The organism is Virgibacillus sp. AGTR (assembly GCF_016919725.2).
GTDB classification, from domain to species: Bacteria; Bacillota; Bacilli; order Bacillales; family Amphibacillaceae; genus Virgibacillus; species Virgibacillus salarius.
On the sequence record NZ_JAJERH010000120.1, the window covers coordinates 1 to 6,048 of the forward strand.

A 6,048-nucleotide genomic window follows, 5' to 3' on the forward strand; every position below is an offset into this window, starting at 1 on the left:
CATTTCAAAATAACTACTTGGCTTAACGCAGTCATTGCACTGATTTTATACTTTCTTAACTTTGAACAAAAGCGCAAGCGCTCCTATTTATCCATAGGCACAAATTTTATAATTTCCTAGACTAAGAAAAAAACGCTCCGATTTATAGAAGCGTACACATGTAAAACAATCTATATTCTTTTATACTAACTAAAGATAAAGGGAAGCTTCCATCCGTAGGGGTTGTGTTTATCCCACGGATGGTTAGTACCACAAGGGTATGACCTAAAGGCCATTGAACCAATCGGACATTTACTGGCAGTCATCCCACACTTAACCTTATAACGATACATAAAACTAGTTGTCAACACTTTCTTGGCTCCCTTAAGCTCCTAGGAAATACTAAGCTTTTACTTCACCATTAATTCATCAAAGAAGTGATGGAGCGTTGGAACGATTGCTTTCTGCCTAACCATTCGCCGATATGTTTCTTCATCTACCCATTTAGCATCTATTACTTCTTCCGGTTGAAAAGTTAACTGTTCAATAGATACATTGCTATGAAACAGCCAATTGTCCAAATGATCTACCTGTCTAACTTCTCTACGAAGTAATTTTGCTGCTTTATCGTCTAATTGTAAGCCTAGTTCCTCAGCTACCTCTCGATATGCCCCCTGTAAGCTGTTTTCCCCTGCAATCACAGAACCACCTGTGCACTCCCAATAACCCCCATATGGCTTGTTAGGGTGTCGCTTTGATAATAAAAGCCCCCCACTATCATTTTGAATCCATACATGAACAACTAGATGATAACGATCCTTTGGCATCGGCACTCCCCGTATATGCTTTTCATCCAACTTATTTCTATTCCTATCATACAGATCCCACACTTCCATCCTCTAGTCCCCCTCATATGTTAATTACAGTTTAATAGTGGCTTTTCTTTGTTGAAAGTCTACATCTTGATAATATGTATTTTTCACAAGAATATTTGGACCAAGACATTTAACAGCAGGACAATGACAATTTAACGATTTTGCTGTGTCTGAAGCCATCCAACGATCGTAAGCTTCAAGTAACGAAGTGGTTTGTATATTCCCTAGTTTTGGCTCATCTCCAAAATCAGTCACAATCACATCACCCGAAAAAATATTTACATTCAAACGAGAACGACCATCAGGATCATTTCGCACCGATACATTCTTTTCCTTAAATAAACGCTTCTGTAAATTCAAATCCGCTTGGGACGTGCTACATGGATAAAAAGGCAAGGTACCAAATAACATCCATGTATCAGGATCACGGTGGTCTAATAACCGTTCGATACCCTTCCGCATTTCTTCTAAGGATAACGTTTCTAAATTACTTGCAAAGTCTACGGGATACATCGGGTGTATCTCATGTCGTGCACAACCCATTTCAAGCACATGGTCATGAATTTTTTCTAAGTAAGGATATGTCCGACCATTTAGCATCGTTTCTGCAGATACCATGACACCTGCTTGTGATAATTTCTGAGCATTTTCAACCATTCGTTCGAAATATTTCTTACGATTTTCCTCTGATGGCTTTCTCTCCATTCTTGCAAATCCAGTCTCCGCAAATTCTTCAGCAGTACCCCAGTTATGTGAAATATGTAAGACATCTAAATAAGGAATGATTTCTTCATAGCGACTAAAAGGCAAGGTCAGATTCGAATTAATTTGTGTTTTCACACCACGATAATGAGCATATTTAAGCAATGGAACTACATAATCACGAACAGATTTTTTCGACATCATCGGCTCTCCACCAGTAATACTTAGTGTACGAAGGTGAGGAATTTCATCTAGTCGCTGTTCAATCAATTCCATTGGTAGTGCATCCGGGTCCTTCCCTTGTAGTGTATAGCCTACTGCACAGTGGGCACAACGCATATTACAAAGCGTTGTTGTTGTAAATTCAATGTTAGACAATGTTATTCCCCCATGCTGTTCCACGTCCATATATGCTTCCCATGGGTCATATGCTGGAGACATTGTTTTACTCGCTTCTGTTAGTTTCACAAGAAAAATCCTCTCTTTTTCAAAGACTCTTTTAATATTTTACCATGTAACTGTCTATCCCGTCTTTGTGGAAATTAAAGAATGATATTTAGATAAGTGGGCAAACTAAAAAATAGCAGAATTATGGAAATTCTAGTTTAGTTATATTTTAGAAAGGTGGAAAAGAAAACGGATGGAGCAAAAAAATACAAATAAAGCCAATAATATCGAAAATGAAGATACCTTAACAACGAGGCAGGGGCATCCTGTTACTAACAATCAAAACATACGAACAGTCGGAAATCGTGGACCAGCAACACTGGAAAACTATGATTTCATCGAAAAAATAAGTCACTTTGACCGTGAAAAAGTTCCCGAACGGATAGTTCATGCTCGTGGTGCTGGGGCACATGGCTATTTTGAGACATACGGCATGGCTGGTGATGAGCCTATATCCAAATATACAAGAGCCATGGTTTTTCAGGATAAAGGGAAGCAAACTCCTGTCTTTGTCAGATTTTCAACGGTTGTTCATGGTACACATTCTCCAGAAACAGTACGTGATCCACGTGGCTTTGCTGTAAAATTTTACACGGAGGACGGGAATTGGGACTTAGTCGGAAATAATATTAAGATCTTTTTCATTCGTGACGCAATGAAATTTCCAGATATGATTCATGCCTTTCGACCAGATCCTGTAACAAATATTCAAGATAGTGAACGCTTCTTCGACTTTTGTGCGAATTCCCCTGAAAGCTTCCATATGGTAACCTTTATTTACTCACCTTGGGGCATTCCGGCAAATTACCGAATGATGCAAGGCTCTGGGGTAAACACATATAAATGGGTTAACAAAGAGGGCGAAGCGGTATTAGTTAAGTACCATTGGGAACCAAAACAGGGAATTAAAAACTTAACACAGCAAGAAGCAAATGAGATTCAATCTACCAATTTCAATCACGCTACACAAGACTTATACGATGCTATTGAAAAAGGAGATTATCCTGAGTGGGAACTATTCGTCCAGATTATGACCGATGATGAACACCCCGAGCTAGATTTCGATCCACTTGATGATACAAAACTATGGCCGGAGGACAAGTTTCCATGGTTACCAGTTGGAAAAATGGTATTGAATAAAAATCCAGAAAACTACTTTACAGAAGTTGAACAAGCTTCCTTCGGTACCGGAGTTCTTGTCGATGGACTTGATTTCTCAGATGATAAAATGCTGCAAGGTAGAACGTTCTCCTATTCTGATACACAGCGCTATCGTGTAGGGGCAAACTATTTACAGGTTCCTATTAATGCAGCAAAAAAGCGTGTTGCTACAAACCAAGAGGGTGGACAATTACGTCAGCAAAATGACAAAGCACCTGGTCAAAATCCACATGTTAATTACGAGCCTTCGGTACTAGGTGGATTAAAGGAAGCTGAACAAACGGGAAAAGAATACACCCCTGAGATAAAAGGAAAGCTTGTTCGTGAATCCATCGACAGAAATGACAATACAAAGCAAGCAGGCGAGACATTCCGTAGCTTCAAAGACTGGGAAAAGGATGATTTAATTTCTAATTTAGTGAATGATCTTTCTATGTGTGATCAACGTATTCAAGATAAAATGGTCGCATTGGCTGAGGATGCAGATGAAGAATATGGCCTCCGTTTACGTGAAGGTCTGGAAAAGGCCAAAACCATGATGAATGATGGAACAAGTAAAAATCCGTTAGGTAATAAAGATGCAGAAAAAGCACCAGATCAAGCAATCGAAAAAGGACATGAAGCAGATCCATATTAATTGCTAGAGGGCATAACTAAACGAAGTGCTTTTCATAAGTTAATGCCGAGAGTAAATATCAAATAAGCCTGTTATTTTTTATCGCAATCAAAAGTATGGAACGCTTTCCACAAACCAAATTAACACGGTTAACCACGCTTAGTAACGTGGACCTTCGGGCTCTTGCTGTTTTTGCAGGGGTCCCCCTATTTTTCTCTACCCTCCCCTTTACTTTTACTCTTCTGGTACAGCTAATAGTCGCAGACGATACGCATTCATAGCCGTCTCCCCGAGATGATCAAGTAAATTATAATTGGCATAAGCACCGATAATAGCGCCAAAGCCAGGTACGAGTTGTAATAATTTGACCAAGTCTATATAATCACGATACTCCTGTTGAAATGCTCGCCAATCCATATCCAGTAAATGTTGCTTTTCATGTTCCCAATTTTCAATAACATACATCGTTTTCTTTCTTTCTTTTTCATTGGAGAAAGCTAATTGGAATATGTGTAAAAGAAATAATCGTTCTTCATAAGCCTTTGTATCGAAGCCATATATGGTTGCAGCCTCAAATAAGAATTTCATTTTTATAGACAGTAGTAAAGGAAAATCCGCAAAACCAAGAAAAATACCACCAGCACCAGTACCTGCACCTTCTACTGTTGCTGTTTTGCGATAGGTGGATAACTTTTCTTTTACAAGCTGATCTTGCTGATATAAATTCATTTCTTGCATTTCTGGTTTTTTCGTAGTTACATGTGAGCCTACTAATGTAGCCTTAACCATATTTTTAATACTTTCAGTAATTATCCGATGCGCCTTTTCAGGTATCCAATTATTTATTTTCATCTGTGCTTTCTTAGAAAGCTGATTAAATAAGTTAGGTTTAGCATACATTTTCCTTCGCCAAGCTTCTAGCTCCTGAGAAACTATATCTTCATAGTTAATCAAAATAAATCCCTCCACAACGTTTAAAAATCTTAGTGATATATTGCATATTTCCATAATTAATAATTTATTGTATACTGTTTAGTATACTAAAAATAATTGTAGAGGGGGAGCAGATAATGCCAATACCTTCAGATCATTCCAGGCCAGTAAGGCAATCCGCAAAGGAAAGTGCTTTTAATCAGATTCAACAGTGGATTATTGATGGTACATTACAACCTGGAGAAAAACTTAATGATTCTGAACTTGCTAAAGCATTAGGCGTGAGTAGGACTCCGGTTAGAGAGTCTCTACAACTTTTAGAAGTACAGGGATTTGTCAAGATGTTTCCTGGAAAAGCAACGCAAGTAACAGAAGTGGAAAAAGAATCTATGAATGATTTACTTCCACCATTAGCTGTACTACAGGCCTTGTCAGCTGAATTAGCTATTGATAATTTAACGGATGATATAACAGCTGTATTGGAAGAAATTAATGACCGATTTACGAAAGCTATTCGCTCAGAGAATTATTATGCTGCTTTAAAAATTGACGAAGAATTTCATCAAGTTATCGTTGATGCTGCAAATAATCCCTATATCCACAACATTATTGCTAACTTACAAGCCCATGTAAGACGCTTATTCTTCCATAACTCCATCATTTTAACTGAACAATCCATAGAAGAACATAGCCAGATTATTAACCTTATGAAAGAAGGAAATAATGAGGCTCTTGCTCCAATTATGAAAGAAAATTGGTTACGTACGATACAAGAATTTCAAGCACTAAAATAATGTGAAACTTCAATCCGTGGGCATTTTATTATCTCCCACGGATTGTTAGTACCACGAGGATATGATATAAAGACCTTTAAACCAATTGGACATTTACTGGCAGTTGATCCCCCACTTCCCAATATTGGTTTCACTTTATTGCTTGAAGTGAGGGGCTTACTGCCGGTTATATGAGGAATAAATTATTGAAAAGGGGCTGGGACTAAACACAACTTCTTTACTCAAAATACGAATAATCACGTTTATTAATAGGAGTATCACCCCCGCATCATGAACATACACTGGCTTTCCGCGAGCACGGACTAAGTCACTTGGTAAAGGAAAACACGTTACCAAGTGGATTCGGGCTCGTGCTGTGGATAAGGAGGACTTTGGCAGCGATACATAGCACGCAGATAAAGCGCTCTTCTTTTTCAAGGAGTCTCACATATTTCAGATGCTATATTAATTATCCTAATAACTATCCGCCCGTAAAACGGGCGGTTTTAGTTTCGCCCTATAAGGGCACTTTACCAACGAGACCCCTAAAGGGGCTTCTGAG

At 38.4% G+C, this 6,048-nt stretch carries 5 protein-coding genes; 2 read left to right on the plus strand and 3 right to left on the minus strand.

The window, feature by feature from the left end; genetic code table 11:
- Positions 1 to 389 precede the first annotated feature (389 nt).
- A complete protein-coding gene (locus JUJ52_RS22295) occupies positions 390 to 875 on the minus strand; it encodes an NUDIX hydrolase (protein WP_026680319.1) in 486 nt (161 codons plus the stop codon).
- Between the two features lie 24 nt (positions 876 to 899).
- Positions 900 to 1,997, minus strand: coding sequence for a radical SAM/CxCxxxxC motif protein YfkAB (gene yfkAB, locus JUJ52_RS22300; RefSeq protein WP_121605840.1), 1,098 nt, complete (start codon positions 1,995 to 1,997; stop codon positions 900 to 902).
- A gap of 199 nt (positions 1,998 to 2,196) precedes the next feature.
- Here yfkAB and JUJ52_RS22305 point away from each other — a divergent pair, with 199 nt between their 5' ends.
- Positions 2,197 to 3,801 (plus strand): catalase, encoded by a 1,605-nt coding sequence (locus tag JUJ52_RS22305; RefSeq protein WP_205389471.1) that lies wholly within the window; start codon positions 2,197 to 2,199, stop codon positions 3,799 to 3,801.
- A gap of 213 nt (positions 3,802 to 4,014) precedes the next feature.
- Here JUJ52_RS22305 and JUJ52_RS22310 read toward each other — a convergent pair whose 3' ends face one another.
- The gene (locus JUJ52_RS22310; RefSeq protein ID WP_205389470.1) at positions 4,015 to 4,734 is read right to left on the minus strand and encodes an EcsC family protein; all 720 of its coding nucleotides are present in this window, start codon (positions 4,732 to 4,734) and stop codon (positions 4,015 to 4,017) included.
- Between the two features lie 116 nt (positions 4,735 to 4,850).
- On the opposite strand from JUJ52_RS22310, the gene JUJ52_RS22315 reads away from it, so the two are divergent.
- Positions 4,851 to 5,507 carry a GntR family transcriptional regulator gene (locus JUJ52_RS22315; protein WP_026680323.1) on the plus strand — a complete coding sequence of 219 codons (657 nt, stop codon included), beginning with the start codon at positions 4,851 to 4,853 and terminating at the stop codon, positions 5,505 to 5,507.
- Positions 5,508 to 6,048: the final 541 nt, after the last annotated feature.

Bases quoted from the DNA above. Each gene is read 5' to 3' on its own strand.
- JUJ52_RS22295 (WP_026680319.1), bottom strand. From the start codon at position 875: ATGGAAGTGTGGGATCTGTATGATAGGAATAGAAATAAGTTGGATGAA.
- yfkAB (WP_121605840.1), bottom strand. From the start codon at position 1,997: ATGTCTCCAGCATATGACCCATGGGAAGCATATATGGACGTGGAACAG.
- JUJ52_RS22305 (WP_205389471.1), top strand. From the start codon at position 2,197: ATGGAGCAAAAAAATACAAATAAAGCCAATAATATCGAAAATGAAGAT.
- JUJ52_RS22315 (WP_026680323.1), top strand. From the start codon at position 4,851: ATGCCAATACCTTCAGATCATTCCAGGCCAGTAAGGCAATCCGCAAAG.